Consider the following 25,767-nt stretch of genomic DNA (forward strand, 5'->3'; position numbering starts at 1 on the left):
TTATCAGTAATGTGTGGTAGCACTACACACATGCGAGCCGCGAGACTCCACGAGTACACCGACGACATGGCGCACGCGTTGACGATCGACGAGGTGGACCGACCGACGGTCGAGGCGTCCGACGACGTGATCGTCGAGGTCGAGGGCGCGGGCTGGTGCCAGACGGACAACCACATCGTCGAGGGGATGTGGCGGGAGTACGTCCCGCAGGAACTCCCGCTCACGCTCGGCCACGAGAACGCCGGCACCGTCGTCGAGGTCGGGTCGGAAGTGAACACCGTGTCGGTCGGCGACAGCGTGATCTGCCACCCGGTGATGACCTGCGGCACGTGCCGCCCGTGCCGGCAGGGGGAGGACATGTACTGCGAGGACGTCCGCTTCCCGGGCCTCACACACGACGGCGGCTTCGCGGAGTTCCTCCACACGAACGAGCGCGCGGTCATCCCGCTCCCGGGCGGCGTCGACACGACCGACATCGCCCCCCACGCCGACGCGGGGATCACGGCGTACCACGCGACGAAGAAGGCGGTCCGGGAGCTGAACCCGGGCGACACCGCGGTCGTCATCGGCGTCGGCGGCCTCGGCCACATCGGCCTGCAGTGTCTCGACGCGATGAGCGCGGCCGACATCGTCGCGCTCGACGTGAAGGAGTCCGCCCGCGACCTGGCCGAGGAGTTGGGCGCCCGCCACACGGTCGACCCCGCGACGGAGGACGTGGCGAGCGTGATCGCCGACCTCACCGACGAGGTCGGTGCCCGGCAGGTGGTCGACTTCGTGGGGCGCGACGAGACCACGGCGCTGGCGCCCGACATCGTCGCCGCCGGCGGCGACCACCACATCGTCGGCTACGGCGGCCACATCCACGAGCCCGCACAGGCGCTCGTCGACGGCGAGTTCAGCTACAAGGGGACGCTGGTGGGCCGCTACACCGAGTTGCAGGAGCTCGTCGCCCTCGTCGACCGCGGCATGGTCGAGCTGCGGACGAGTCGCTACGACCTCGACGAGATCAACACCGTCGCCGAGCGCCTCGAACACGGCGAGATCGAGGGGCGAGCGGTCCTCACGCCGTAACCTCCCCCCACACGGCACGGCCGGTCGACCGACCGGTCGGCCGCCCGGCGGGCGACGACGCGCCGTCGATCGCCGCAACCGATTCCTCGGTGGGGGCTGATGGGCGGGTATGAGCGACGCCGACGCCGGGGCGACCCCGGACGACGACGCCGTCCCCGACCCCATGGGCGACGTGTACCGCGTGCTGGGCCCCGACGGCGAGGTGCGCGGCGAGGTGCCCGACCTCGCGGACGACGCGCTGCTGGCCGTCTACCGCGACATGGTGACCGCGCGCCGCTTCGACGAGCGCGCCGTCAGCCTCCAGCGACAGGGGCGGATCGGCACCTACGCCGCCATCGAGGGGCAGGAGGCCAGTTCCGTCGCCGCGACCCACGCCTTACGCCGCGACGACCCGGTGTTCTACCAGTACCGCGAGCACGGCGCCGTCATCGCCCGCGGGTTCCCCGCCGACTACCTCGCCTACTGGATGGGCCACGAGTCGGGCACTGCCGGCCTCGCCGACATCGACGTGTTCCCGCTCAACATCGGCATCGGCGCGCACCTCCCGCACGCCGTCGGGGCGGCGATGGCGTTCGACTACCGGGACGAGGACCGCGTCGCCTGCGCCCACTTCGGCGACGGCGCCACGAGCGAGGGCGACTTCCACGAGGCGCTCAACTTCGCCGGCGTGTTCGACGCGCCGAGCGTGTTCGTCTGTCACAACAACGGGTGGGCCATCTCGGTCCCCCGCGAGGAGCAGACCGCCAGCCCCACGCTCGCCGAGAAGGCCGAGGCGTACGGCTTCGAGGGCGTCCGGGTCGACGGGATGGACCCGCTGGCGGTGTACCGCGTCGTGAACGAGGCCGCGCGGAAGGCCCGCGGCGAGACGGACGGCGACCACCGCCCGACGCTCATCGAGACGGTGGAGTACCGCTTCGGCGCGCACACGACCGCCGACGACCCGAGCGCCTACCGCGACGACGACGCGGGCGAGGCGTGGCGCGCGTGGGACCCGATCCCGCGGCTGGAGGGGTTCCTCCGCAACGAGGGGATCGCCGACGACGACGCGATCGAGGCGGTCCGCGAGGAGGCCGACGACCGCGTCGCCGCCGTCATCGACGAGGCGGAGGGGGTGGAGGCCGACCCGGCCGACATGTTCGCGGACGTGTACGCCGAGACGCCTGCGGAGTTGGAGCGACAGAAGGAGGGCCTGCTCGCCGCGATCGAACGCCACGGGCGCGACGCGTTCCTGCGCGAGGAGTAGCCCGCCGCCGACGGTCGCGCGAGCCCGTTACAGGTCCGCCAGAACCGCTCGCGCGGCGGTCCGTCCGCTCTCCATGGCACCCTGGATCGACGACCACTCCGTGTAGTCGCCCGCGAGGTACACCGTCCCATCGGGGTCGCGCGCGTCGGGGAGCGACTCGTGGACCCCCGGCGGCTGGGCGAACTGCGCGAACTCGATGCGGTCGGTGTGGATCGCCTCCAGCGCGCCGAAGGTGCGCTCCGGGTACCACGCGCCGAGCGCCTCCCGGGTGTCGGCCGCGAGGGCGTCGGCGTCGCGAAAGCGCGCGTCGTCGCCGAGGAACGTCGCGCACAGCAACTGCTCGCCGTCGGGGGCGTACTCCGGGGCGACGTCGGTGAGCGGGACGACGACGTTCGGCGACGGGTCGTCGCTGTTGAGCAGGATCTTCTTCCCCGTCTCGACGGGCGTCGTCGCCGGGAGCCGGTAGTACTGGGTCGTCGAGGGGACGCCCTCCGTCGGGACCGCGTCGACGTCGGTCAGCTCCCGCGCCGTCTTCGGGTCGGTCGCGACGACGGCGGCGTCGGCGTCGACGGCGCGGTCGGTCGTCTCGACGGTGACGTCGCCGCTCGCGCCGCCGACGGGGTCGACGCCCTCGACCCTCTCGCCGGTGACGACCGCCGCGCCGGCGGCCTCCGCGGACGCGCGCAACTGCTCGGGGATCGCGCCCATGCCCTCGCTGGGCACGCCGATCCGGCCGTTCGAGAGCGCGCGGAACGTGTACGCGAACACGTGTTTCGACGTCGCCAGCGAGCGATCCAGCGTGATCCCGCCGTAAAAGGGCGCGACGAAGTTCTCGACGTACTTCTCGGAGAAGCCCCACTCGCGGAGGTACTCCCGGATGCTCGTGTCGCGCCCCGAGAAGAACCACGACTCGTCGCGGCCGGTCAGGTCCTGCCGGAGCGCGAGCGTCCGGAGTTTGTCGGCGGTCGTCACCTCGCGGTTGAACGCGGACTCGACGAGCGAGCGGGGGTCCCGCAGCGGGTCCGAGAGGACGCTCCGGGTCCCCTCGTCGGTCGAGCAGATCACCGCGCCGGGGCGGAAGCCGCGCAGGTCGAGCGCGTCGACGTCGAGTTCGCGACGCACGGCCGGGTAGCCGGTGAACAGCACCTGGAAGCCGCGGTCGAGCGTGAACCCGTCCTCGCGACGGGTGCGGACGCGGCCGCCTACCTCCGGGCGGCGTTCGTACACGGTGACGTCGGCGCCCGCGTCGGCGAGGTGGCGCGCGGCGACGAGCCCCGCGAGCCCCGCGCCGGCGACGACGACGGTCGGCGAATCGGACATACCACGGCTTCGAGGGGGCGACACTAAGGCGTGTCCGGTCGCGGCCGGCGGCGACCGGCCGACGGCGGGCTGGCGGGGCGGGCGACCGCGGCGATCGACCCGCCGAAACCAGCACATCCTTGCGCGACCGGTCCCAACGGTCGGCGAATGCAGACGACGGACGCGTTCGACGGGCTGGCGTGTACCGACTGCGGGGCGTCGTTCGGCGTCGACGAACACGGCCGCTGCCCCGACTGCGGCGCGCCGCTGTCGCCGGCGTACGACCTCGACGCCGTCGACCCGGCGGCGTTCGGCGCGCGCGACGCTCCCGGCCAGTACCGCTTCGGCGACCTGCTGCCGTTCCCGGCCGACGCGGCGATCACGGCCGGCGAGGGCGGGACGCCGCTGGTGCGGACCGACCGGCTCGCCGAGGAGCCGGCGTCGACGCCGCGTACATCAAAGACGAGGGGCGCAACCCGACGGGGACGGTCCACGACCGCGGGATGAGTCCCGCGGTGACCGCCGCGGCGGACCGCGGGCTCGAGCCGCTGGCGCTGGCGGCCGCCGGCAACGCCGGCCAGTCGGCCGCCGCCTACGCCGGGCGGACCGACCTCCGGTCGTACGCCTTCGTCCCCTCGCGAACCGCCTTCTCCAACAAGGCGATGGTGAACGTCCACGGCGGCGAGATGCGCGTCGTCGGCGGCCGCTACGGCGACGCCGCCGCCGCGGTCGACGACCAGCTCGCCGCGGAGTACCACTCGCTCCAGGAGTTCACGACGCCGTACCGCCACGACGGCGCGAAGACGCTGGCGTACGAACTGCTCGACGACCGGTTCGGCGACGGGGAGCCGGGACTCCCGGACGCGGTCGTCCTGCCGGCGAGCACGGGCGAACTCGTCGTGGGCGTCGTGCGGGGGCTCCGGGACCTCGTGGAGCTGGGCCTCGCCGAGGCGGTCCCCGACGTGTACGCGGTCCAAGCGGCCGGCTGTGCGCCGATCGCGACCGCGGTCGAGTCGGGCGCGGACGCGGTGGAGCCGTGGACCGGCCCCGACACCATCGTCGGCGAGGTCGAGATCGAGGACCCCGCCGGCGGCGACCTCGCGGTCGCGGCGCTGGACGGGGTCGACGGCGACGCGCTCACCGTCGAGGACGACGACGCGCTGGAGAGCGCCGTCACGGTCGCGCGGACGGAGGTCGTCGAGGTGGGCGGCGCCGGCGGCGTCGCCCTCGCGGGCGCCTGGCGGCTCGCGGAGGCGGACGCCGTGGCCGACGACGACACGCTCGTCGTCGTCAACCCCGACGCCGGCGTGAAGACGCCGGACGTGCTCCGCAGCCACCTGATGGGGAAGGGGATCTGAGCGCGGTCGCCGCCGATCCGAACCCCGCACTCGGGTTCGAGGCGGTGACTATTTCCGTTAGACCGGTCTAATTCGTGTCGACCAGATGTTGAGCGACGTGATGGAGGACTACCTGAAGGCCATCTACGTGCTCCAGACCGAGGACGGCCCGCCGGTGTCGACCTCGGCGATCGCCGAGCGGGTCGGGAAGACCCCGCCGACGGTGACGAGCATGCTGGAGACGCTCGAGGAGCGCGGCCTCGTCGAGCGCGAGAAGTACAAAGGCGCCGAGCTGACGGCCGAGGGGCGGACCGTCGCGCTGGAGGTCCTCCGCCACCACCGCCTGATCGAGGCGTACCTCGCGGAGCACCTCGACTACTCGTGGAGCGAGGTGCACGACGAGGCCGACGCGCTCGAACACCACATCAGCGAGGAGTTCGAGCGGCGGGTCGCGGCCGCGCTGGGCGACCCGGTGGTCGACCCGCACGGCGACCCGATCCCCGGCGCCGACCTCGAACCGCCGGCCGACGACGGCTCGCGGCCCCTCACGGAGTTCGCCGTCGGCGACCGCGTCGTCATCGCTCGCGTGAGCGACCGCGACGACGAGGAGCTGGAGTACCTCGACCGCGCCGGCATCACGCCCGGGACGACCGTCGAGGTCCGCGACGTCGCCCCGTTCGGGATGGTGACGGTCGCGGTGCCCGACGGCTCGGCGGGCGGCGACCGCGAACAGAGCCTCCCCGAGACCGTCGCCGCGGCCGTCAGGGTCCGGCCGGCCGGCGCCGACGACGCCGCGCCCGACGCGGGGGTGGGCGGTGCGTGACCTACTGGGAGATCGTCGTCGTCGCGGCCGTCTCACAGCTCGCGGTCCTCCCCGGTGAGAAGGTCCAGTTCATCATCGCCGGCCTCTCGACGCGCTACCGGCCGGCGGTCGTCGTCGCCGCCGCGGGCAGCGCCTTCGCCGGGTGGACGGCGCTGGAGATCGCCTTCGGCGCCGCGCTCCAGGAGCTGCTGTCGGGGGCGGTGCTCGACGCGATCACCGCCGCCCTGTTCCTCGCGTTCGCCGTGCTGCTGGTCCGGTCGGCGCCCGCGGCCGGCGGGGGCGCGACCGCCGACCGCGCCGTCGAGACGGACGGCGGCAGGGTGCTGCCGAGCGTCGACGGCACGGTGACGCTGCTGGGCCACGAGTTCTCCGGGCGGCTGGGGAGCTTCCTCTCCATCTTCGCGATGATGGCCGCCGGCGAGTTCGGCGACAAGACGCAGCTGATCACCATCGGCCTCGCCGCCCAGTACGGCGCCACCTCGGCCATCTGGGTCGGCGAGATGGCGGCGATCCTCCCGGTGAGCCTGGCGAACGCCTACCTGTTCCACCGGTTCAGCCACCGCTTCGACGTGCGGAAGGCCCACCTCGCGGGGGCGGCGCTGTTCGCGTTCTTCGGCCTCGACACGGTGCTGGCGCTGACCACCGGATACTCCGTGTGGGAGACCGCGGTGGGAGCCGTCTCCGACGCCGTGCTCGCGGCGGTGTAGGCCACGGTCGCGACGGATCGGCGCGTTATTCACGGCCGCGGCCCCCTATCGGAGCCAGTGACCGTGCTCGCATCGCTCGTCGCCGGCGTCGTGTTCGGGCTCGCGCTGGCGGCGCCGCCGGGCCCGATGAACGCCGTCATCGCCGAGGAGAGCGTCCTGCGCGGCTGGAGCGCGGGCGTCCGTGCGGGGCTCGGCGCGGCGACCGCCGACGCGGTCTTCTTCGTCCTCGCGCTGGTCGGCGCGGTCGGCTTCCTGAACCGCGCCCCGCTGGTGAAGGGCGCGATGGTCGGCGTCGGCGGCCTCCTCATGCTGTACTACGCCTACGGCGCCGCCCGCGAGGTGGGCGGCTCGTTCCTCGACGCGGACACCGACCTCGCGGCCGACGAGTCGGCGGGGTTCCGGAAGGCGCTGGCGTTGGCGCTGGCGAACCCCTACCAGGTGCTGTTCTGGCTCACCGTCGGCGTCGGCCTGCTCGAACCGGGTCGGATCGACGTGTTCGCCGCCGCCGACGTGGCGGAGTTGGCCGGCACGCTCGTCGTCGAGACGGGGAGCCCCGCGCTCGTCGTCGGCTTCTTCGGCGGCATCGGGCTGTGGGTGACCGGGTTCCCCGGGGCGCTGGTGGCGGCGCGGAGCCGGGTCGAGGCGCTCGCGCCGGCGGTCGCGGCGCTGTCGGCGCTGCTGCTCGCCGGGTTCGGCGTCGTCTTCCTCGCCGACGCCGCCGGGACGCTCGTGCCCGTGGCGGAGGCGGCGCTGGCGGGCCGGATCGGCTGACGGGCGCCCGGCGGCCCGCGACGGCCTCGCGCCGGACACGACAACGGATTTAGTCCCTCGTCCGAAACCTCGTGGCATGTTCGCGAAGTCGACGTGGATCAAGCTCCCGCGGAACGTCCTGGTCGGCCACGGCGTCCTCGACGACGTGGGGACGGCCGTCGCGGAGCTGTCGCTGGGCGGCACGCCCCTGTTGGTCACCTCGCCGACGCCCGACGACCTCGCGGGCGACCGGCTCCGGGCGCAGTTCGACGGCGCCGAGACGGTCACCGTCGACACGGCGAGCTTCGCGGCGGTCGGAGAGATCGTCGAGGCGGCCGAGGCGGCCGGGGCGACGTTCCTCGTCGCCCTCGGCGGCGGGAAGCCGATCGACCTCGCGAAGATGGCCGCCGACGAGTTGGGCGTCGGCTTCGTCTCCGTGCCGACGGCCGCCAGCCACGACGGCATCGTCTCGGGCCGCTCCTCCATCCCGGAGGGCGACACCCGCCACTCGGTCGCCGCCGACCCGCCGCTGGCGGTGATCGCCGACACCGAGATCATGGCGAACGCGCCGTGGGCGCTCACCACCGCCGGCTGCGCCGACATCATCTCCAACTACACCGCGGTGAAGGACTGGCGGCTCGCCCGCCGGCTGAAGAACGTCGAGTACAGCGAGTACGCCGCGGCGCTGTCGGAGATGACCGCGGAGATGCTCGTCGACAACGCCGACTCGATCAAGCGGGGGCTCGAGGAGTCGTCGTGGGTCGTCTCCAAGGCGCTGGTCTCCTCGGGCGTCGCCATGTCGATCGCGGGGTCGTCGCGGCCCGCCTCGGGCGCCGAGCACCTGTTCTCCCACCAGCTCGACCGGATCGCCGAGTCGCCCGCGCTCCACGGCCACCAGGTCGGCGTCGGCTCGATCATGACGGAGTTCCTCCACAGCGGCGCGCAGGGACAGTGGCGCTCGATCCGGAACGCCCTCGAGGCCATCGACGCGCCGACGACGGCGGCCGACCTCGGCATCGACGACGAGACGGTGATCGAGGCGCTCACCACCGCCCACACCATCCGCGACCGCTACACCATCCTCGGCGACGGCGTCAACGAGGAGGCGGCCGTCGAGGTGGCGACGTTCACCGGCGTGATCTGAGTCGCCCGGCCCTCAGTCGTCGCCGTGCATCGGTCGGGGAGTCGGCCCCTCGCCGGCGCTCGTCCCGTCGTTCTCCAGCCGTCGGAGCCGTTCGCCGAGCGGCGGGTGCATCGACAGCGACGCGAGCAGCCGTCGGAGCCGGCCGCCGGCGGGGGTCGCCGGGCCGACGTGGCCGCCGGCGGCGAGGCGGGCGAGCGCCTCCCGGAAGGCCGGGCCCGCGCGGCGGGCGGCGTCGGCGTCGGCGTCGTACTCGGTCCAGCGGGCGACGCGCACCGAGAGGTACGCGAGCGGCACCGCGAGGGCGGCGCCGACGAGCAGCCCCTGGCGGCCGTACAGGCTCGCGTCGACCGCCCACGCGACGGCGTACACACAGGGGATGCCGACCCGGACGGGGACGTGTCGTCGCTTGAGGTGGGCGTACTCGTGGCGGACGACCGCGGCGACGCCGGCGGCGTCGAGCTCCCGGAGGAGCCCCGTCGAGACGAACACCCGGCCGTGGCCCGCCGAGAGCCCGGCGGCGTACGCGAGGACGCGGCCGTCGCGCCGGAGGACGCCCACCCGGTCGGGCGGGACGCCGACGCGTTCGACCGCGCGGGCGACGTCGGGCGGGAGCGAACCGGGGCGTTCCGAGCGGGCGACGACGTGGGGAGCGAGGCGGACGCCGACGAGCCCGACGGCGATGAGGGCCCACAGCTCCCACCAGTCGCTCGCCCACGAGAGCACGGTGGAGAGCCGCGAGTGGAGGGTCACACGGTCGGGTTCGCGTGCGAGCGTGTAGGCTTTTCCCCGGGGGCGGCCGACGGCGCCCCGGTCACAACGGGTACTGCGCGACCGCGGGGTACAGGAGGCTGTCGGGGTGGTCGGACACCCACCGCACTTCCGCGATCTCCCCCTCGCGCGGGCGGGGCTCCCCGCCGGCGTAGTCGGCGTCGAAGGTGGCGATCAGCCGGCGGATCGGGTCGCGCTCGGGCGCGTGGACGGCGACCCGGTGGAGCATCACCAGCCCCGTGATCGTGACCGCGACGCCCGCCTCCTCGCGCGTCTCGCGGGCGGCCGTCGTCGACAGCGCCTCCCCGGGCTCCTGTTTCCCGCCGGGCTCGGACCACGTCGACTCCCCCTCGTGTCTGACGACCAGCGCGTCGCCGTCCGCGCGGCGGACCCACGCGCCGGCGCCCCCGACGGTGCCGGCGTCGAACCGCTCGCGCGTCCGGTCCCACGCCCGCGTCGACACGTCCCACCGGTCGTCCTCGACCGGGCACTCCCCCCACCCGGACCGGAGCTGTGCGATCGCCTCGTCGACCACGTCGCCCGACTCCCCCGTGACCATTGGCGGCGATGGGTCGGAGGGGGTCAAGAAGCCCGCGGTCGGGGGCCGCGCCGGGTCGGCCGGCGTCGCTGTCGACGCCCGAACCCGAAGAGGCAATACCGCCCGGCCCCACGGGTCGACAATGGCAACAGCGGACGCGAGCGGCCCGCTCGGCACGGTGAAGGAGTACCCGCGGGCGACGGTCGCGGTGGTGTCGGTCGTCGGCTACGCGCTCGTCGTCGGCACGTTCGCGGGCGTCGTCCCCGAGTCGGTGTTCCCGTCGCTCACGCAGGGCGAGGTGAACCTCCTGAGTCACGCGATCGCCGCGGTCAACACCGTCACCACGGTGCTGCTCGTGCTCGGGTGGCGCTGGATCCGGATCGGCGAGGTGCGCAAGCACGCCGCCGCGATGAGCGCCTCGTTCGGGCTGATCATGGTGTTCCTCGTCATGTACCTCGCGAAGGTGGGCGGCGGCCCCGGCGAGAAACACATCGTCATCCGCGAGACGGCGTTCCTCGGGGCGTACGCCGGCGCCGTCGAGATCGGCTACCTCGCGATGCTGGCGGTCCACATCGTCCTCTCGATCGTGACGGTACCGGTCGTCCTGTACGCCATCGTGCTCGGCTGGACCCACACCCCCGAGGAGCTCCGGACCGAGACGCCCCACAAGCGGATCGGGCGGTGGGCCGCCGGCACGTGGATCGTCTCGCTCACCCTCGGCGTCGTCACCTACGCCATGCTGAACTGGGTGTACGCCTACGAGTTCGTCCGCGTCGCGCGGTAACGACGCATTCCCCGAGGCCGCGCGCGACGGCGCCGTGCCCGCGTCGCCGCGTCCGCGCCGCCGACTCCCGGCCCGCCCGGCCGCCTCCCGAAGCGCTTTACCCGGACACGCGGACCGGACGGCCGTGACCGACCTCTCCGAGCGGACCGACTGGATCGGCGACACCTTCACCAGCGACGTCGGCTGGAGCCTCCTCGAGGATCTCGTCGACGTGGGCAACCGCATGGCGGGCCAACCCGGCGAGCGCGAGGGGCTGGAGCTCGTGCGCGACGCGCTCGCGGCCGCCGGCTGTCGCGACGCCCGCATCGACGAGTTCGACGTTCAGGGGTGGGTGCGCGGCACGGCCGGGATCGACGCCGACGGCCGCCCGGAACACTGCATCGCGCTGCCGCGCTCGCCCGCCGGCGAGGCGGCCGGCGAGTTCGTCGACCTCGGCTACGGGATGCCCGCCGACTTCGAGGGGACCGACGTCGAGGGGACGGTGGTGATGGTGTCCTCGGACACCCCCGACGACGTGGACCGGTTCGTCCACCGCACGGAGAAGTACTACTACGCCGTCGAGCACGGCGCCGCCGCGTTCGTGTTCGCGAACCACGTCGAGGGACAGCTCCCGCCGACCGGCTCCGTCGGCACCGACGACGACCCCATCGGCGACATCCCCGCCGTCGGCGTCAGCGCCGAGGTCGGCGCCCGCCTCGCCCGGCGCGCCGTCGGCGACGACGTGACAGTCGCGGTCGACTGCGAGACGCCCGAGACGACGAGCGGGAACGCGATGGCCGAGTTGGGGCCCGACACCGACGACGAGGTGCTCGTCTCCTCGCACGTCGACGCCCACGACATCGCGGAGGGGGCGATGGACAACGGGGCCGGAACCGCGACGATCGTCGAGGTCGCCGCGGCGCTCGCGGCGCTGGAGGACGAACTGGACACGCGGGTCCGCTTCGTCGCCTACGGCGCCGAGGAGGTCGGCCTCGTCGGTTCCTCGGTGGAAGCCGAGCGCGCGGACCTCGACGCGATCGAGGCGATCGTCAACGTCGACTCGAACGTGTTCGGGCGGACGCTGTCGCTGTCGACCCACGGGTTCGACGACCTCACCGCCGCCGGCGACCGGCTCGCCGAGCGCTTCGACCACCCGGTGTCGACGAGCGAGGCGCAGGTGCCCCACAGCGACCACTGGCCGTTCGTGGTCCACGGCGTCCCCGGGTTCATGGTCGCCGGCGAGACCGAGGGCCGCGGCCGCGGCTGGGGCCACACGGAGGCCGACACGCTGGAGAAGTTGGAGCCGCGCAACCTCCGCGAGCAGGCGATCCTGGTGACCGCGCTGGTGGCCGACCTCGCCGACGCCGACACCGAGGTGGCCCGGCGCGAGCCGAGCGAGATCGCGGCCGCGCTGGAGGCGGAGGACAAGGCGACGGGCATGAAGGTGATCGGGGACTGGCCGTACGACGACGACGGGACCGTCGTCGAGTAGGCGGCCCGACCGGCCGACGGCGACCGCACGCGACCGCCGGCCGTCGGTCGCGACCCCGGACGGATCAGACCCCGCCCGTTAAGTCACCCCCAGAACTACCCCGACACCATGACCGAGTTCCGCGCGGCGCTCTCCGGCGACGACGGCACCCTCCGCGAGGCGGTCGAGGCCGCCGGCGGCGCGGTCGTCGCGAGCGACGCCGACCCGGACCTCGTCGTCACCCTCGGCGAGCGGGCGCTCGTCGGGACGGCGCTGGCGGGGCCGGCCGCGCCGGTCCTCCCGGTCGCCGCGGGCGAGGGCCACCACTCCGTCCCGAAGGTCGACGCCCGCGGGGCGGTCGCGGCGGTCGCGGCCGGCGAGGAGTGGACCGTGCCGCACGCCGTGCTGGCCGTCGAGGTGGGCGCGGACCGCCGCGAGCGGGCGCTGCTCGACGCGACGCTGATGACCGCCGAGCCCGCGCGGATCTCCGAGTACGCCGTTCACGCCGCCGGCGAGGAGGTCGACCGCTTCCGGTCGGACGGCGTCGTCGTCGCCACCCCCGCGGGGTCGAACGGCTACGCCCGCGCGGCCGGCGGGGCGGTCATCGCACCGGGCACCGGCCTCTCGGTGGTCCCGGTCTCCCCGTTCGCGACGATGACCGACACGTGGGTCGTCGACGACGAGGCGGTGCTGCGCGTCGAGCGCGACGACTGCGACGTGCGCCTGATCCTCGACGGCGAGGTCGCCGGCCTCGTCCCGCCCGAGACCGACATCCGCGTCGTCGTCGACGGCCACGTCCCGTTCCTGCGCGTCCCCGGGATCGGGCCCCCGCGGTGAGCCGGCGGCGCCCGCGTCCCGACCCGCGCCCGACACGCGGCGCCCGCGACCCCGCCCGGGATTGGAAAGGTTCTAATGAGTCGTGGACGGATTCACGGGTATGTTACCGTCACCGCTGGAGTTCCTCGTCCCGCTCGGGGCGCTGGAGTCCGTGGCGGAGGTGCTGCCGTTCGTCATCCTCGCGGTCGTGTTCGTCAACCTCGGCACGCGCTTCCTGGCCCAGCGTAGCTACGTGCGCGCCGCCGAGGCGGGCGACGACGACGAGGCGATGAGCCGCTACCTCCCCCACGAGGTCGTCAGCTTCCTCCTGATCGTCCTGTCGTTCGCGTTCATGATCGTCGAGCCGCACGGCGGGATGGTGCTGTCCGTCCTCGTGCTCGGGATGGTCGTCGCCGACTTCTTCGAGTACGAGGCCCGCCGCGTCGAGGCGCGCAACGACATGGAGATGGACCGCCCCAACAGCGCGCTCGCCGCCTCCGCGCTCGTCGTCGCCTACGCCGGCTACCAGTCGCTGTTCTTCGTCGTCGCGCCGGTCTGGAACGCCATCGTCTGAGGCGTCCCCGCGACGCGACCCCCGTCCGCCGTCCGCCGACTCCCCGCCGACCGCCGGGAGGCGAACGGCTTTGCCCACCCCCGCGCACCCGTTCGTATGACCCGCTCCGACACCGCGCTGTTCGTCGGCGGCACGCGCTTCATCGGCCGCCACACCGTCGAGGCGTTCCGCGACGCCGGCTACGCGGTGACGACGTTCTCGCGCGGCACCCACGACGACCCGTTCGCCGACCGCGACGGCGTCGACAACTACACCGGCGACCGCACCGTCCGGGCGGACCTGGTGGCCGCTCGCGACGCCGGCGACCCCGACGTCGTCGTCGACTTCGTCGGCCTCCACCCCGAGGAGGTGCGCGAGGCGACCGACGTGTTCGCCGACTGCCGCTACGTGTACGTCTCCTCGGGGTCGGCGTACGTCCCCGGCGACGTGCCGATGCGCGAGGACCGTACCGCCCTCCACCCGTGCGAGCCCGCACAGGAAGACGACGACTCCGCGGAGACGTACGGCCCGCGCAAGGCCGAGTGCGACCGCGCCGTCTTCGCGGCCGCCGCCGAGGGCGTCGAGGCGATGGCCGTGCGCCCGATGCTCGTACAGGGGCCCCACGACTACACCGAGCGGTTCGGCTACTGGGTGGACCGGGTCGCCGCCAACGACCGCGTGCTCGTCCCCGGCGACGGCGGGTCGCTCCTCCACCGGGTATACGTGAAGGACCTCGCGGACGCCCTCCTCCGCGTCGCCGAGGACGGCGAGCCGGGCGAGGCGTACAACGCCGCCGGCCGCTCGGCGTACTCGCTGCGCCGGTCGCTGGAGCTGATCGCCGACGGGCTCGACACGGAGGTCGAGGTCGTCACCGCGAGCGAACGCGAGTTGGCCGCTCACGACGTCGAGCCGGCGGCGTTCCCGCTGTACACGCCCGACCCGATGCTCGTCGCGACGGACAAGCTCGCGGCGCTCGGGTGGGAATCGACGCCGCCCGCGGAGTCCGTCGCCGAGACGGCCCGCGCCCACGCCGACGCCGGCGTCACCGGGCCCGACGAGGCGCTGGACCGCGAGACCGAGGCGGCCGTGATCGACGCGCTGACCGAGTAGCGGTTCCGGAGCCGACGGGGCGCCGCAGCCGCCTACCGGCAACCGAACCGCCGACCGCGTCCTTTTCCACCGCCGCGCGCGACGCCCCGCACATGGCAGACACCGCGCTCGTCGTCGGCGGCACGCGCTTCATCGGGCGCCACGTCGTCGAGGACCTGCTCGACAACGGCTACGAGGTGACGATCTTCAACCGCGGCACCCACGACAACCCGTTCGCCGACCACGACGACGTGAACCGCGTCGAGGGCGACCGGCGCGACGACACGGACCTGAAGGCCGCGGCGCTGTCGGTCCGGCCCGACATCGTGATCGACTGCGTCGCCTACTACCCCGAGGACGTCCGCGTCGCGGTGGACGTGTTCGCGGACGTGGACGGCTACGTGTACATCTCCTCGGGGTCGGCGTACGGCGTCGAGGAGATCCCCAAACGCGAGGGCGAGACGGCGCTGTGCGACTGCACCGACGATCAGGCGACCGACGACTCCCACGCCTCCTACGGCCCGCGCAAGGCCGAGGGCGACCGGATCGTGTTCGAGGCCGCCGCAGACGGCGTGAACGCGATGAGCGTCCGGCCGTGCATCGTGTACGGTCCCCACGACTACACCGAGCGCCTCGACTACTGGATCGACCGCGTCCTGACCCACGACCGCGTGGTCGTCCCCGCCGACGGGCAGAACCTCTGGCACCGCGCGTACGTCGAGGACGTCGCGAGCGCGCTCCGCGTCGTCGCCGAGGAGGGCGAGCCGGGCGAGGCGTACAACGTCGGCGACCGCCGGCTCGTCACGATGGAGGAGATGGTCGACCTGATCGCCGACGTCGCCGACACCGACTGCGAGGTCGTCCACGCCGGCGAGCGCGAACTCGCGGCCGCGGGGCTGTCGACCGAGGACTTCATCCTCTACCGGGACTACCCGCACGTCCTCGCGACGGACAAGCTCGCGGCGCTCGGCTGGGAGTCGACGCCGCCGGCGGAGGCGATGGCGCGCAGCGTCGCCGACCACCGCGACAGCGACCGCGACGGGAGCGAACACGACCCCGGGCGCGACGCCGAGGAGCGCGTGCTCGGCGTGCTCGACACGGTCTGAGACGGTCGGGGAGCCGGGGCGACCGCGGCCGGGACGGAGCGCCGGCCTCAGCGGCCGTCCGACTCGCCGCGGTGCCGCTCCATGCGCGACACCTCGTCCTCCAGCCACTCGCGGAACCACTGCACCCGCTTGATGCGCTCGTGGGCGATGGACTCGGCGGTGTCGCTCTCGACGCGCGCGGCGTGCTCGCGGCCGCGTTCGAGGACGCGCTGGACCATCTCGGCGGTGTCCATGTGGGTGCGCGCCTCGTACCCCATCCGGAGGATCATGAGCGCGGTGCCGTTGGCGCCCACCTTGTCGAGCAGGTCGGCCTCGATCAGACAGCGCGTCTCCAGCGACAGGTCCGACAGCGGCCCCTGGTAGGAGTGGTCCTCGACACACGAGCAGACCTCGGCGACGAACGACTCCGGGTAGTCGCCGTGCGTCTCGAGGTACTGGCGGGCGACGCGGGCGCCCTCCTCGGCGTGGACGTCCTGGTCGGCCTCGAGCTTCGACACGTCGTGGAAGAGGGCGGCCACGCGCACGACGTCGGTGTCGGCGCCCTCCTTGGCGGCGATGCGCCCCGCGATGTCGACGACGTTGAGGATGTGGTTGAAGCGGTACTCCGACGAGTGCCACGGGTACCACCGCATCCGACCGCCGTCGTCCTCGCTCTCGACGGAGGCGGCCAGGTACTCGCGGACGAAGTGTTCCATGTCGGCGAACTCCTCGTCGGAGACGCGCGAGCCCTTTATCTCGACGCCCACGGCCCCCACCCCCGGCTTGAGACAGTTCGCAAAGAGACGGACGATGTTCTCATTACGGATGATTACGACGTGATTCGTCCTTAGTCGTTACGACAGGTCCGGCCCGCGCGGCGGGTCGCCGGCGGCGCCCCGGCGACGGGGAGCCAATCGCTAAGTACGCCGACCGCCCATCTCCGCCGATGACCGAGCAGCTCTATCTCGCCGACAGCACGGTGAGGAGTTCGAGGCGACCGTCGAGCGGTCGCTCGACGACCGGGTCGTCCTCGACCGGACCCACTTCTACCCGACCGGCGGCGGCCAGCCCAACGACACCGGGACGCTCCGCGTCATCGGCGGCAGCCTGTCGGCCGCCGGCGACGACGACGTCGACGGCTGGACGTTCGACGTGGTCGACGTGGAGAAGACCGACACGGTGTACCACCGACTCGACGGCGCCGCCCCGCCCGCGGGAACGCGGGTCCGCGGGCGGATCGACTGGGACCGCCGGGCCGCGCACATGCGCTACCACACCGCCCAACACCTCCTCTCGGCGGTCCTCCTCGAGGAGTTCGGCGCGCGGACCGTCGGCAACCAACTGTACGCCGACCGCGCGCGCCTCGACGCCGAGTATCCGAAGTTCTCCGACGCCGACCTCGCGCTGGTCGAAGACCGGATGAACGACCTCGTCGCCGAGGCGCTCCCGGTGACGACCTACACGATGACCCGCGCGGACGCGGAGGCCGAACTGGACACCCAACGCACGCGGATCGACCTCCTTCCCGACTCGATCGCCGAGTTGCGGATCGTCGAGATCGGCGACCCGGACGACCCGTTCGACCGGACGGCCTGCGCGGGCACACACGTCCGGAACACGGCCGACGTCGGGGCGGTGACGGTGACGGGGCGGACGACACAGGGCGGCGACCGAGAGCGCGTCGAGTTCGCCCTCGCGGCGCCGTGAGTCGGGGGGCGTCCCGCCGGGAAGCGACGGGGCCGGTACCCGGGGCGCGCCGATCGGTTTCACGCCTGATATTCGGGTCAGTAGGTATATACGACGATCCCGGATAGGGAGCGATAGCGGCACAGGGAGTGCGGAGCGACCAAGAACATGCTCAGACCGAGCGATTACGACCCGAAGGAGTTGCGAGCGTTGACGGGAGCGGCGGCGCCGACGCACGCCGACGAGGAAGCCGACCGGTGGACGGAGCCGGGCGACTTCCTCGGTCGAGCGGACGCGCGCGTGCGGGCGGCGCAGGTGGAAGACGCCTTCCTCCTTCAGGCGGCGGCCGGCGGCGCGGGCAGACCCTACCTTCCGGAGCTACCGGACTCGGTGGTGGGGACCCAGCTCGTGCTCGACTGGTTACGCTACCTCGTCGGCGTCGGCGGGCGCGAACGCGCCCGCGAGGCGCTCGCGCTGTATCGGGACGTCGAGTGGCTCACCGAGTCGACCGAGGAGGCCCTCGCGGCCTACCTCGAGGCCTTCGACGGCGTCGAGGGCGACCGACTCGACTTCGGCCACCATCGGACGAGCCTCCTGTTCGTCGCCCGCCTCGCCGCGCTCCGATAACTATGGCAGCAGAATCCGATTCAGCGGACGACAGTTTCGAGTCCAGCAATCCGACCCCCATCGGCGTCAAACTCGGCTCCACCCGGACCGTCCTCCGATACCGGGAGGCCGACGCCGACGAGATGACCACCGTCCGGACGCTCACGTGTCTGGCCCTCTACGAGGACGCGATCACCGGCGACGAGAAGGCCCTGTTCGGGGAGCAGGCCGCCGCCGAGTACCCCGACCGCGTCGAGTACATGCTCCGCTCGGGCCTGCCCGAGGACGACGACCGCGCCGAGCTCGCGAGCCGCTTCTTCCGCGAGCAGCTCTCGGCCAACGGCGTCCCGCAGGACTCCGCGGTCGTGTACGCCATCCCGACGATGGAGAACGACGCCGGCCTCGAGAACCTCACCGAGGTCATCGAGTCGTCGGACATCGGGGCCCACACCATGCGCGCGTACCCCGAGTCGCTGTGCGGCGCCATCCCCGCGATGGGCGACGGCGTCGAGGCGGTCTCGGACGTGTTCATCTCGGTGAACATGGGCTCCACGAACCTCGAGGCGTGCGCGTACCGCCGCGGCGACCAGCTCGTGCCCTTCTCCACCGGCTCGGTGACGGGCAACGACGTCGACCGCCGCATCGTCGCCAACGTCGAGGAGGAGACGCAGGGGCGCGTCCACGTCGACCTCACGACCGCCCGCGAGTACAAGGAGGAGCACGGCGACGTCGGCGACTTCGAGCCGTTCTCGGACGTGATCCAACAGCCCGGCGGCGGCTCCCACGAGTTCACCATCGCCGACAGCGTCGTCGACGCGCTCGACTGGTACCTCGACGCCGCCGTCGACGAGGTCGCCAACGAGTTCCTCCCGGAGCCCGCCAACGACTACATGAAGGTGTACCAGCTCTCGCTGGGCAACGACATCGCCCTCACCGGCGGGATGGCGTGCATCCCGGGCCTCCCCGAGGAGTTCCAGCGCCGCCTGTCGGCTGAGTTGGACCGCGACGTGAACGTCGTCGTCCCCGACGAGCCCGACCTCGCCGCGGCCGAGGGCGCCCGTCGGATCGCCGAGAAGCTCGCCGACCAGTGAGGTCGTATGGGGAGCTTCGAGTTCGGTAGCGACGACGCGACGGCGGCCGACGACCCGGCGACCGACCCGGAGCCCGCCGCCGACGGCGGCGCGGCGTTCGGCGAGCCCGCCGACACGGCCGTCGCCCCCGCCGAGCCGGAGCCGCTCCCCGCCGACCTCGACCCCGATTCCCGCGACGACCCGTCCCCGACGAGCGGCCGCGCCGCCGACGCGGACGCGCCCGCGCCCGCGACCCGGGCGTCCGTCGACGCGGTCGACGCCGCCCTCCTGTACGCCGGCGAGGAGCCGCGGGCGGAGCTGCCGGTCGCCGACGGCCGCCTCGTGGCGACGAGCCACCGCGTCATCGCGTACGCCCCCGACGACGACGAGCGCGCGACGCTGCGCGGCGTCCACCGCGCGAACGTCCGCGCGGTGCGGCTGTCGTCGACCGGCACCGACTGGCTGGCCCGCCCCATCGCCTACTGCGTGGTGGGCGGGCTGGCGATGGTGGCCGGCGGCTCGCTCGTCTCCTTCGACGCGATGTCGACCACGATGCCCGACTCGGCCGGCGCCACCGGCGTCGGCGGCCTCCTCTCGACGATCGGGGGGATCCTGTCGATGCTCGCGTTCGTCGACGACCTCCTCCGCGTCGGCGGCGCGCTCGCGCTGCTGGCGGGCGCGGCGCTCATGGGCGTGTACGCCTACACACGCGGCCGCGAGGTCGTCGTCGAGACGGAGGGCGAGGCCGACACCTTGCGCGTCGCCGCGGCCGACGCCGACGGCGACGCAGTCGAGCGGTTTCGCGCGGCCGCGGGGCTGGAGACGGAGGACGACGGGACGCTGAAACGGGTGTTCGGACGGTAGCGCGACGGGCGGCCGTCGCGCGTCGCCGTGCGGTCGGTCGGGCCGGGACGGCTACCCGGCGTTCACAGCTCGCCGAGCTTGCGCAGCAACTGCCCGCGGTAGCGCTCGTCGGCGGTGACGCCCTTCACTTCGAGGACGTTCCGCTCCAGCTTGTCGAGCGCGACGTGGAAGGCGTGCTCCGAGCCGTACCCCTCGCCCGAGCCGGCCACCTGCCCGTGGGTGGTGCGCAGGCGGATCTGGCACTGGATGAGCGGGGTGCCGCGGAGCTTCTCCTTGTGCTCGTGGAAGCGGACGTGCGCGTGGAGCACGCGCATCTCCTGGTACTTCTCGGAGACCTGCCCGATCGAGCTGCGGATGTCCTCGCGGGTGAGCGTGTCGAGCAGGCCGACGTTCGTCACCTGCACGTCCATCGCCTCCTCCTCGGTGAACGTGAGCGCGCGCAGCACGTCCGTCTTGGTGAGCACCCCCTTCACGAGGTCGTCGCGGTCCTGCGGCGTGACGACGAGCCCGCTCACGTCGTTGTCCATCATCAGCTCGACGGCGTCGCGGACCGACTCCGCGGCCGTCACGGTCAGCACGGGCGAGGACATCATGTCGTACACCGGCAGGTCGAGCATCCGGTCGATGTCGCCGCTGCGGTCGCCCCGTCCCTGCCGTTCGTCGTCCCGGACGACGAAGTCGACGATGTCGTGGGTCGTCAGGATCCCCTCCAGCCGACCGTTCTCGTTGACGACGGGGAGCCGCGAGATGCCGTTCTCGCGCAGCCGGTTGATCGCCTTGCCGACGTGGGCGTCCTCGGGGACCGTCACCACGTCCTCGGTGTAGATGTCGTCGACGGTGAGCGCGTCGAGGTTGTCGAGCACCGCCGCGAGGATGTCGTCGACGGTGACGATGCCGTACAGCCGCTCCCCCTCGTAGACGGGCGCGATCTTCACGTTCCCCTCCACGAGCAGTCGGGCGACCTCGCGGACGTCCTCGGTGCGGGACACCTCCGGGGCGGGCTTCATCAGCGCCGCCGCGCGGGTGTCGTCGTCGACGCGCGAGTTGATCAGCTCTCGCTCGCCCATGACGCCCGCGTACTCGCCGTCCTCGGTCACCACGATACCCTTCGGGTTCTCACGGTCGAAGATGGCGCGGACCTTCCCCAGCCGCTCGTCAGCGTCCACCTCGACGAACTCCGGCACGGCGATGTCTGAGATATCCATAACTCCAACACGGCAGTACGATCCCCCGGCTATTGAAGCTTGGTTCGGCTCCCAGCGATTTGTACTGTGTTGTGACACCCACGGTCCCGCCGAGAACCGTGCGACACGACGGGGGTGGGGTCCGGGTCGACCCGCGCTCCTGTCAGGTTTCCTGTCGGAACGTCCCGCGGACGCGGGCCGGCCACGGCCGTCACACAGGAACGAGTGGCTCCGCCCGGGGAGAAAACGCCTCGGCGGTCGACGGCGGGAGTGTCCTCAGACGATGCCGTCCGCCTCGCCGATCGGCGTGACGGAGTAGTCGACGGTCTTGGTGTCGGTGGTCGCGCGGACCTTCCCGACGAACGCGGAGATCTGTTCGAGGTTCCCCTCGAGGATGAACAGTTCCATGCAGTCGTGGTCGCCCACGTGGCTGTGGAAGTTCGAGGCGACGATGTCCTCGTGTTCGTGGCGGAGCTGCATCATGCGCTCCTCGACCGAGGTCCCCTCGTAGTCGAACACCACCGTCACGACCCCCATGAGGTCGCGGTCCTCCAGCTTCCGGTCCTCGAACTCCCCGAGGAGGTCGCGGGCGGCCTCCCGGAGGAACTCGCTGCGGCCGGTGTAGCCGTGTTCCTCGGTGAACTCGTCGATCCGCTCGACGAGGCTGTCCGGCATCGAGACGCTGACCACGCCCATGTATTAATCGAGGGGCGTGCAGTTACTAAGCTTTCCGTATCGAACGACCCCGGTCCGGGGCCGGCCCGCCCTCACTCGGTGAGGCGGCCGACGGACCCGCTCACCCGGTCGAGTCGGGCACGCTGTTCGTCCGCGGCGGTGGCGATCGCCTCGACGTTGCGCCGGACGGCCGCGGCCTCGGTGCTGGCCTCCTCGACGAGCGAGGCGACCTCCTCGGTCGTCGTCGCCTGCGAGTCGGTGGCGTTGGCGACCTCCTCGACGCCGGAGGCGGCCTCGCGGATCGCCTCGGCGATGCGGTCGAGCCGCTCCATCGCCTCGTCGACGCGGGCGACGCCGTCGGCGATGCGCTCCTCGGTGCGTTCGAGGCTCTCGACGGTGTCCTCGGCGCCGGACTGGATGTTGTCGACGAGCGACTCGATCTCGCCGGCGCGCTGTTGGGACTCCTCGGCGAGGCTCTTGACCTCGTCGGCGACGACGGCGAAGCCGTCGCCCGCCTCGCCGGCGCGGGCCGCCTCGATGTTCGCGTTGAGCGCGAGCAGGTTCGTCTGGTCGGCGATCCCGTCGATGACGGAGACCACCTCGTCGATCTCGCCGACCCGGCCGCGGAGGTCGTCGAGTTCGTCCGTCACCTCGTCGGTGGCGGCCTCGATGTCCTCCATCGTCTCGCGCGCCTCGCCGGCGGCGTCGACGCCCTCCTCCGCGAGCGTCTCCGCGTCGCCGGAGACGGCCGCCACCTGCTCGGCGCTGGCGGCGACCTCCTCGACGCTCGCCGAGAGGGTGCCGACCTCCGCCTCCACCTCGGCCATCCGGTCGGCCTGCGTCTCCGCGAGGTCGGCCAGTTCGTCGGCGTTCCCGGCGACGTCGCCGGCGGCGTCGCCGACCTCCGCCAGCGGCGACGCCACCTCCTCCGACACCTCGGTCGTCAGCTCGCGCCGCCGGTCGATCTCCGACTCCATCTGCCGGGCGTACGAGTCGATGTACGTGTCCATCGCCACCTGCTGGTCGATCAACAGGAGCTTCAACAGGGGGACGAGCCGGTCGACGAGGCGGGACAGCGCCGCCTCGCCCGCCGAGTCCGCCGCGAGGTCCGTCTCCGCGCGCGCCTCGTCGGCCAGCGCGTCGACCAGTCCCTCGTAGTAGACGCTGTACCCCGCGAAGTACACCCGCGGGCCCAGATCGAGCATGTCGTGGATCTTCCCGATCCGCGCGCGGCGCTCGAAGTACTCGCGTCCGTACTCCCCGCCCCCCAGGTCCGAGAGGTACGACTCCTGCGAGCCCTTCAGCGCCCGGATCCCCTTGCTGGAGCTGCCGAGGATCTCGCGCATCTCCTCGTTGTCCGTGAGGTGGTCGTAGAACTCCTCGACCAACGCCGGCGCCACGTCGTCGATCGTCGACTCCAGCGACGCCAGCGTCTCCTCGTCCGCCGCCGACAGCCGCGTGAACCGCTTTCGCGTCCGGATCTCCGCGTCGTCGATCCCGAGTCGGTCCGCGAGGCCGGCGCCGTCGACGCCGCGCCGGTCCGCGTCGGACACCGCGTAGCCGGCGTCCGGGCCCGCGTCAGGCGGTCCCGATCCCGCACGTGGATCCGCGACGCCGCCGTCGGTTCGTTCGCTCCCCCGCCCGTCCGCCCCGTCACGCTCTCGCATACGTTCGTCTCCAGCGATGCGACGTTTAATCCAAACGCCCCGAATCTCACGACTGGTTCCGCCGCGTGAACACTTATCCCGGGGCGGCGGTCCCACCCCACATGGTCAGACGGATCCTGATCGTCGACGACTCGGGGTTCCAGCGGACGCTCATTCGCGGGATCCTCGAGGACGACTTCGAGGTCGTCGGCGAGGCGGAGAACGGGTCGGAGGCGGTTGAACTGTTCGAGGAGACGAAGCCGGACCTGGTCACGATGGACATCATGATGCCGGAGGTGAACGGCATCGAGGCGACCAGCGACATCAAACAGCGCGACCCGGAGACGCGCGTCGTGATGTGTACCAGCGTCGAACAGCGCGACCAGATGAGACAGGCGGTGAAAGCCGGCGCCGACGGCTACGTGACGAAGCCGGTCGAGGAGGACACCCTCCGGACGGAAGTCGAGAGCGCGCTGGCGGCGTGAACACGCGGGTCGCCCCTCGGTACTCCCTCAGTAGTCGTCCGGCGAGAACACGAGGCGGAGCCCGTGCTCGGCGAGCCACGCGCGGTGCGCCTCGTAGTCGGGGTCGTGTTCGGCGACCACCGACCAGAACGCCGGCGAGTGGTTCATCTCGCGGCGGTGTGCCAGTTCGTGGATCACGACGTACTCGCCGATCTCGGGGGGTGCGAGCTGGAGCCGCCAGTTCAGGCTGATCGTCCCGGTCGTCGAGCAGCTGCCCCACTTCGTGCGCTGGTTCCGGACCTCGATCCGGTCGTAGTCGACCCCCATCGCGGCCGCGTGTGCCTCGGCCAGCCGTTCGAACCGGGCACGCGCACGCCGCCGGTACAGCGTCTCCAGCGCCCGCTCCACGGAGGTGTCGGCGACGTGGTGGGCCGCGAGCCGCAGCGTCCCCTCACCGACGACGGAGTACGAGCGCGTCTCGACGACGACCTCGTGGGGCTCCCCGAGGTGGGGGAACGTCGCCCCCGGCTCGAACCGCCGGTCCGGGAGGCGCTCGCGACGGGCGGCCGCCTCGCGGGCGTGTTCGACCACCCAGTCGGCGTGGTCGCGGAGGAGCCTCGCGGGGTCGACCGCCGCGCCCGCCGGGACGACGACGGTGACGCCGTCCAGGCCCACGTCGATCCGGGCCCGCTCGGCCCGGTCGCTCTCCCTGACCGCGTACGCGACGGACTCCCCGGCGAGCGTGACGGTCCGGGGCGGGCGCGCGGACATCGCTCGTCGTTCGGGCACCGGCCGCCAAAAGTCCCGCCGTCGACGCCGGTCAGGCGGGGTCGAACCCCGGCGCGAGGACCATGTCGCTGTCGGCGGCCGCGTGCCGGACCGGCACCACCTCGCCGTACCGGTCGTCCGAGAGGAACCCCCGCGCGTTCGCCGCCGACGGGAACTCGACGACGACCGTCCAGTTGGCGTCCCACTCGCCCTCGACGACCTCGGCCTCGTCAGTGCCGACCAACACCTCGCCGCCGTGTGCCTCGATCCGCTCCAGCGCCGTCGGCAGGTACTCGTTCCGGTACGCCTCCCAGTCGTCCACGTCGATCGCCGCGATCACGTACGCCTCGTCGCTCATCTCGGGGATCGTGTTCTCGGCGCGCCGACAAACCGTTGGGGGCCGACTGGTGGCCGGATACGTGTCGACACGGGCCGCGTCGCTCGTCGTCGGTGCGCCGCGAGAGGATGGGTTGGGGCGGATTCGAACCGCCGACCTGCTCCGTGTGAAGGAGCCGTCATAACCGGACTAGACCACCAACCCGGCACTCCGACGTACCCCGGTCGGACGCTTAAGGCTTACCGTCCGAGCCGGTCGCCCCCACCGACCCGAGGATTAATCCCGCCCCACCACGGAGGCGAGTTCGTGACGAAGATCGAAGTCGACCTGCCCGACCGCATCGACAGCGAGATCTCGCGGCTCGCCGAGCAGGGGGAGTTTCTGAACCGCAACGAGGCCATCGAGGAGTTCCTCACCCGCGGCCTACAGGCGTACGACGTCGAGGACGACACCCGGGTCGGCGAGGCCGACGGCGACCTCTTCACCGACGCCATCGACGAGCAGCAGGACCCGGCCGCGCTCGACGACCCCGGCGACGAACCCACGTTCTGAGGCGCCCGCGGGCCGCCGGCGACCCTCACTCGGCGGACTCGTCGGTCCGGTACGCCCGGAGGCGCTCGCGGGCGTCCTGCACCGCCTCCTTCGCCTCGCCCTCCGCCTTCTTCGAGAGCTCCTTCAGGTCGGCCTCCAGCCGGTCGAGCCGGGACGGCTCCGGTTCCTTCTCGCGGCCGACGAGCGTCCGCACCCGGTCCTCGACGGGCTCCAGCTCCTCTTTGACGCCCTCCTTGGCGTGGTCGGCGGCGCGTCCCAGGTAGTACCGTGCGTCCTCGAAGTGCTTGGACATACCTGTCGGTTGCCGCAGGACGAATAAAGTGTTTGTGGGCAGGGGAGTCCCCGACCGCACGCCGTCGCCGCGGCGGGCGCGGTCGCCGGCGGCGGCCGGGGAGCCGCGGGCCGCGACGACGCGACGACGTGTCGTACTGACTAGGTTATGCCGTGAGCGCGCGATA

27 protein-coding genes, 1 tRNA gene and 2 pseudogenes are annotated in these 25,767 nt (G+C 72.5%); 19 read left to right on the forward strand and 11 right to left on the reverse strand.

Features of this window, described 5'->3' with window-relative positions; translation table 11 throughout:
• The first annotated feature begins 30 nt into the window (after nt 1-30).
• Both P0R35_RS08665 and pdhA read left to right on the forward strand, forming a co-directional pair.
• A complete protein-coding gene (locus P0R35_RS08665; protein WP_284012110.1) occupies nt 31-1,071 on the forward strand; it encodes an NAD(P)-dependent alcohol dehydrogenase in 1,041 nt (346 codons plus the stop codon).
• 109 nt (nt 1,072-1,180) lie between these two features.
• Nucleotides 1,181-2,314 carry a pyruvate dehydrogenase (acetyl-transferring) E1 component subunit alpha gene (gene pdhA / locus P0R35_RS08670; RefSeq protein WP_284012111.1) on the forward strand — a complete coding sequence of 378 codons (1,134 nt, stop codon included), beginning with the start codon at nt 1,181-1,183 and terminating at the stop codon, nt 2,312-2,314.
• Between the two features lie 27 nt (nt 2,315-2,341).
• Here pdhA and P0R35_RS08675 read toward each other — a convergent pair whose 3' ends face one another.
• Nucleotides 2,342-3,634 (reverse strand): NAD(P)/FAD-dependent oxidoreductase, encoded by a 1,293-nt coding sequence (locus tag P0R35_RS08675; RefSeq protein WP_284012112.1) that lies wholly within the window; start codon nt 3,632-3,634, stop codon nt 2,342-2,344.
• Between the two features lie 147 nt (nt 3,635-3,781).
• Here P0R35_RS08675 and P0R35_RS08680 point away from each other — a divergent pair.
• The 5 genes and pseudogenes from P0R35_RS08680 (at nt 3,782) to P0R35_RS08700 (ending at nt 8,374) form a co-directional block, all read left to right on the forward strand.
• Nucleotides 3,782-4,971, forward strand: a pseudogene (locus P0R35_RS08680) (threonine synthase).
• 85 nt (nt 4,972-5,056) lie between these two features.
• Complete coding sequence (locus P0R35_RS08685; protein WP_284012113.1) at nt 5,057-5,773, forward strand: metal-dependent transcriptional regulator; 717 nt, start codon at nt 5,057-5,059, stop codon at nt 5,771-5,773.
• Complete coding sequence (locus P0R35_RS08690) at nt 5,770-6,480, forward strand: TMEM165/GDT1 family protein (RefSeq protein WP_284012114.1); 711 nt, start codon at nt 5,770-5,772, stop codon at nt 6,478-6,480. Before P0R35_RS08685 ends, P0R35_RS08690 begins: the two co-directional genes overlap by 4 nt.
• Nucleotides 6,481-6,537: 57 nt before the next feature.
• Nucleotides 6,538-7,251 (forward strand): LysE family translocator, encoded by a 714-nt coding sequence (locus P0R35_RS08695; protein ID WP_284012115.1) that lies wholly within the window; start codon nt 6,538-6,540, stop codon nt 7,249-7,251.
• A 76-nt stretch (nt 7,252-7,327) separates the two neighbouring features.
• Nucleotides 7,328-8,374 carry an NAD(P)-dependent glycerol-1-phosphate dehydrogenase gene (locus P0R35_RS08700; protein WP_284012116.1) on the forward strand — a complete coding sequence of 349 codons (1,047 nt, stop codon included), beginning with the start codon at nt 7,328-7,330 and terminating at the stop codon, nt 8,372-8,374.
• Nucleotides 8,375-8,386: 12 nt separating this feature from the next.
• Here the strand turns inward: P0R35_RS08700 and P0R35_RS08705 are convergent, their stop codons facing one another.
• Both P0R35_RS08705 and P0R35_RS08710 read right to left on the reverse strand, forming a co-directional pair.
• Nucleotides 8,387-9,124, reverse strand: a complete 738-nt coding sequence (locus P0R35_RS08705) for a M48 family metallopeptidase (RefSeq protein ID WP_284012117.1) — start codon at nt 9,122-9,124, stop codon at nt 8,387-8,389.
• 61 nt (nt 9,125-9,185) lie between these two features.
• Nucleotides 9,186-9,701, reverse strand: a complete 516-nt coding sequence (locus P0R35_RS08710) for an NUDIX domain-containing protein (protein WP_284012118.1) — start codon at nt 9,699-9,701, stop codon at nt 9,186-9,188.
• A gap of 121 nt (nt 9,702-9,822) precedes the next feature.
• Between P0R35_RS08710 and P0R35_RS08715 the strand changes: the two genes are divergently transcribed.
• The 6 genes from P0R35_RS08715 to P0R35_RS08740 all read left to right on the forward strand — a co-directional run bounded on the left by P0R35_RS08715 (nt 9,823) and on the right by P0R35_RS08740 (nt 15,478).
• A complete protein-coding gene (locus P0R35_RS08715; RefSeq protein WP_284012119.1) occupies nt 9,823-10,464 on the forward strand; it encodes a DUF420 domain-containing protein in 642 nt (213 codons plus the stop codon).
• Between the two features lie 124 nt (nt 10,465-10,588).
• Nucleotides 10,589-11,935, forward strand: coding sequence for a M28 family peptidase (locus P0R35_RS08720; RefSeq protein WP_284012120.1), 1,347 nt, complete (start codon nt 10,589-10,591; stop codon nt 11,933-11,935).
• Between the two features lie 108 nt (nt 11,936-12,043).
• Nucleotides 12,044-12,751, forward strand: a complete 708-nt coding sequence (locus tag P0R35_RS08725; RefSeq protein WP_284012121.1) for an NAD(+)/NADH kinase — start codon at nt 12,044-12,046, stop codon at nt 12,749-12,751.
• 100 nt (nt 12,752-12,851) lie between these two features.
• On the forward strand, nt 12,852-13,304 hold the full coding sequence (locus P0R35_RS08730; RefSeq protein ID WP_284012122.1) for a DUF7313 family protein: 453 nt from the start codon (nt 12,852-12,854) through the stop codon (nt 13,302-13,304).
• 96 nt (nt 13,305-13,400) lie between these two features.
• Nucleotides 13,401-14,393 (forward strand): NAD-dependent epimerase/dehydratase family protein, encoded by a 993-nt coding sequence (locus P0R35_RS08735; protein WP_284012123.1) that lies wholly within the window; start codon nt 13,401-13,403, stop codon nt 14,391-14,393.
• A 92-nt stretch (nt 14,394-14,485) separates the two neighbouring features.
• Nucleotides 14,486-15,478 (forward strand): NAD-dependent epimerase/dehydratase family protein, encoded by a 993-nt coding sequence (locus tag P0R35_RS08740; RefSeq protein WP_284012124.1) that lies wholly within the window; start codon nt 14,486-14,488, stop codon nt 15,476-15,478.
• A gap of 47 nt (nt 15,479-15,525) precedes the next feature.
• On the opposite strand, the gene P0R35_RS08745 is transcribed toward P0R35_RS08740, so the two are convergent.
• Nucleotides 15,526-16,224: an HD domain-containing protein gene (locus P0R35_RS08745; protein ID WP_284012125.1), complete on the reverse strand. Its 699-nt coding sequence runs from the start codon at nt 16,222-16,224 to the stop codon at nt 15,526-15,528.
• Between the two features lie 179 nt (nt 16,225-16,403).
• Between P0R35_RS08745 and P0R35_RS08750 the strand changes: the two are divergent.
• From P0R35_RS08750 to P0R35_RS08765, 4 genes and pseudogenes are all read left to right on the forward strand, one after another.
• Nucleotides 16,404-17,164: pseudogene (locus tag P0R35_RS08750) on the forward strand (alanyl-tRNA editing protein).
• A 147-nt stretch (nt 17,165-17,311) separates the two neighbouring features.
• The gene (locus tag P0R35_RS08755) at nt 17,312-17,770 is read left to right on the forward strand and encodes a FlaD/FlaE family flagellar protein (RefSeq protein WP_284012126.1); all 459 of its coding nucleotides are present in this window, start codon (nt 17,312-17,314) and stop codon (nt 17,768-17,770) included.
• Between the two features lie 2 nt (nt 17,771-17,772).
• On the forward strand, nt 17,773-18,840 hold the full coding sequence (locus P0R35_RS08760; RefSeq protein WP_284012127.1) for an actin-like salactin: 1,068 nt from the start codon (nt 17,773-17,775) through the stop codon (nt 18,838-18,840).
• Nucleotides 18,841-18,846: 6 nt separating this feature from the next.
• Nucleotides 18,847-19,683 (forward strand): hypothetical protein, encoded by an 837-nt coding sequence (locus P0R35_RS08765; protein WP_284012128.1) that lies wholly within the window; start codon nt 18,847-18,849, stop codon nt 19,681-19,683.
• 62 nt (nt 19,684-19,745) lie between these two features.
• Here P0R35_RS08765 and P0R35_RS08770 read toward each other — a convergent pair whose 3' ends face one another.
• The 3 genes from P0R35_RS08770 to P0R35_RS08780 all read right to left on the reverse strand — a co-directional run bounded on the left by P0R35_RS08770 (nt 19,746) and on the right by P0R35_RS08780 (nt 23,209).
• Nucleotides 19,746-20,888 (reverse strand): CBS domain-containing protein, encoded by a 1,143-nt coding sequence (locus tag P0R35_RS08770; RefSeq protein WP_284012129.1) that lies wholly within the window; start codon nt 20,886-20,888, stop codon nt 19,746-19,748.
• A 255-nt stretch (nt 20,889-21,143) separates the two neighbouring features.
• Nucleotides 21,144-21,563 carry a nickel-responsive transcriptional regulator NikR gene (gene nikR, locus P0R35_RS08775; RefSeq protein WP_284012130.1) on the reverse strand — a complete coding sequence of 140 codons (420 nt, stop codon included), beginning with the start codon at nt 21,561-21,563 and terminating at the stop codon, nt 21,144-21,146.
• 71 nt (nt 21,564-21,634) lie between these two features.
• Entirely contained in the window at nt 21,635-23,209 is a 1,575-nt protein-coding gene (locus P0R35_RS08780) for a globin-coupled sensor protein (protein WP_284012131.1), read from the reverse strand.
• 101 nt (nt 23,210-23,310) lie between these two features.
• Between P0R35_RS08780 and P0R35_RS08785 the strand changes: the two genes are divergently transcribed.
• Entirely contained in the window at nt 23,311-23,673 is a 363-nt protein-coding gene (locus tag P0R35_RS08785) for a response regulator (RefSeq protein WP_284012132.1), read from the forward strand.
• A 27-nt stretch (nt 23,674-23,700) separates the two neighbouring features.
• Here P0R35_RS08785 and P0R35_RS08790 read toward each other — a convergent pair whose 3' ends face one another.
• The 3 genes from P0R35_RS08790 to P0R35_RS08800 form a co-directional block, all read right to left on the reverse strand.
• The gene (locus P0R35_RS08790; RefSeq protein WP_284012133.1) at nt 23,701-24,423 is read right to left on the reverse strand and encodes a M48 family metallopeptidase; all 723 of its coding nucleotides are present in this window, start codon (nt 24,421-24,423) and stop codon (nt 23,701-23,703) included.
• Between the two features lie 49 nt (nt 24,424-24,472).
• Nucleotides 24,473-24,778 carry a DUF1330 domain-containing protein gene (locus tag P0R35_RS08795; protein ID WP_284012134.1) on the reverse strand — a complete coding sequence of 102 codons (306 nt, stop codon included), beginning with the start codon at nt 24,776-24,778 and terminating at the stop codon, nt 24,473-24,475.
• A 108-nt stretch (nt 24,779-24,886) separates the two neighbouring features.
• Nucleotides 24,887-24,961: transfer RNA gene (locus P0R35_RS08800), tRNA-Val, on the reverse strand.
• Nucleotides 24,962-25,063: 102 nt separating this feature from the next.
• Between P0R35_RS08800 and P0R35_RS08805 the strand changes: the two genes are divergently transcribed.
• Entirely contained in the window at nt 25,064-25,309 is a 246-nt protein-coding gene (locus tag P0R35_RS08805) for a DUF7120 family protein (protein ID WP_284012135.1), read from the forward strand.
• 25 nt (nt 25,310-25,334) lie between these two features.
• Here the strand turns inward: P0R35_RS08805 and P0R35_RS08810 are convergent, their stop codons facing one another.
• Nucleotides 25,335-25,601, reverse strand: coding sequence for a DUF7553 family protein (locus P0R35_RS08810; protein ID WP_284012136.1), 267 nt, complete (start codon nt 25,599-25,601; stop codon nt 25,335-25,337).
• Between the last annotated feature and the right edge of the window lie 166 nt (nt 25,602-25,767).

Origin of the sequence: Halobaculum litoreum, from assembly GCF_030127125.1 — an archaeon.
Classification (GTDB): Archaea; Halobacteriota; Halobacteria; order Halobacteriales; family Haloferacaceae; genus Halobaculum; species Halobaculum litoreum.